Annotated in this window: 2 protein-coding genes; both read right to left on the bottom strand. The window is 78.0% G+C overall.

Features of this window, described 5'->3' with window-relative positions:
- The coding region (locus F9B16_RS50360) for an adenosylcobinamide-GDP ribazoletransferase (RefSeq protein WP_225992701.1) at nt 1–393 on the bottom strand (393 nt) is incomplete at its 3' end.
- Nucleotides 390–1331 carry a bifunctional adenosylcobinamide kinase/adenosylcobinamide-phosphate guanylyltransferase gene (locus F9B16_RS50355; RefSeq protein WP_151547336.1) on the bottom strand — a complete coding sequence of 314 codons (942 nt, stop codon included), beginning with the start codon at nt 1329–1331 and terminating at the stop codon, nt 390–392. The genes F9B16_RS50360 and F9B16_RS50355, both read right to left, overlap by 4 nt.
- Nucleotides 1332–1564 lie beyond the last annotated feature (233 nt).

Genomic DNA, 1564 nt, shown 5'->3' with positions numbered 1-1564 from the left:
CGACGCCAGCGCCGCGACCTGGACCAGCACGACGAGCAGCAGCGTCACCACGCCGAACGGGCCGATGTCCGACCGCTTCATGATCGCCAGCGCGGCCCCGGCGGGGCGCCCGCTGCCGAGGCCGTCCGCGAGGTCGGCGAGGCCGTCCAGGTGCAGCGCCCGGGTGAGCACCGCCGCCGCCCCCACCGCGAGGGCGGCGGCGAGCAGCCCGGACAGGCCCAGCGCGTCGCCCAGCAGCAGCACGAGCGCGGCGGCGCCGCCGGTGAGCAGGCCGACGAGCGGCGCCGCCAGCATCGCCGCCCGCCCCGTGTCTCGATCCACCTCGGGCGTGCGCAGCGGGATGACCGTGAGCAGCGTCACCGCCAGCCGCAGCCCGGCCCCGGCGCCCCTCACGGCAGCTCCAGGACACGGCCCGCCACCACCAGCGCCGCCTCCTCCGACTCGGCGGCGAGCCGCTGGTTGGCCAGCCCGAGCATGTCGCGGAACGCCCGCCCCGACGCGGTCGTGGGCACCAGCGACAGCCCCACCTCGTCCGACACCGCGACGACGCGGGCCGCGGTGCCGCGCCACGCCTCGACCAGCGCGTCCAGCCTCGGCAGCACGCGCGGCGGGTCGTCCCACGCGCCCGCCTCGTCCATCGCCGCCGCCAGCCACGTCCCGACGCCGTCCACCAGCACGGCCCCGGACGCCGACGCCAGCACCTCCGCGAGATCGGTCGTCTCGGCCGTCCGCCACCAGGCGGGACGGCGGCTCCGGTGCGCCTCGACCCGCGCGCTCCACTCCGGGTCGTCGTCGCGGACCGGGCCCGTCGCCACGTAGAGGACGCCGGGGGAGCCCGCCAGCCGCAGCTCGGCCTCCGCCGACTTTCCCGACCGCGACCCGCCGAGCAGAAGTGTCCGGAACGGGCCGTCCTGCGGCCGCAGCCAGAACGCCATTCGCCGCTCCAGCTCCGCCGGGGACGGCATCCGATGGTCCACGTGGACGGCCATCACGCGCGTCCCGGCCGTCACCGCCCCGACATGGCGCAGGTAGCCGAGATGCTCGGGAGAACCCGCCAGGTCGAGCAGGACGGTGTCGTACCGCGCGTCCGGCACCGGCTCAGGTCTGGCGCCCGGCCCGGCCGCCACCAGGACCCGGCCGCCGGGAGCCCGGACGTCGAGCCCGCCGGGGACCTCCGTCCGCGGAAGGTCCGCCAGCGGGACGCCGTCGACGATCACGGTGGCCGGTTCGTGCCGCACGCCGGCGGCGCGCAGCCGCCCGCAGGACGCGCAGCGGCAGCCGTCGCCGGGCCAGCCGCCCGGCGCGGCGATACCGCGGAGTTCGATGTCCATATCGGTCCGAAACTCTACGGGCCCGCCTGTATACGCTCACCTGGAAGGATCACGACCTCCCGGCAGAAGGAGACCCCCGGTGGGCAACCCCCCGACCCCGCCCTGGCCGGACCAGGGGCCGCAGCCGCCCTACGGCCCGCCTCCCGCGCCGCCTCCCGGCGCCGCACCGCAGCCGGGCGGCCCGCTCCAGCCGGGCGGCGCGCCGATGCCGCCGCCGAGGCCGCCGATCACCG

It is taken from the genome of Actinomadura montaniterrae, from assembly GCF_008923365.1.
Classification (GTDB): Bacteria; Actinomycetota; Actinomycetes; order Streptosporangiales; family Streptosporangiaceae; genus Spirillospora; species Spirillospora montaniterrae.
This window is presented reverse-complemented; position numbering and strand designations above follow the sequence as displayed.

Bases quoted from the DNA above. Each gene is read 5' to 3' on its own strand.
- F9B16_RS50355 (WP_151547336.1), bottom strand. From the start codon at position 1,331: ATGGACATCGAACTCCGCGGTATCGCCGCGCCGGGCGGCTGGCCCGGC.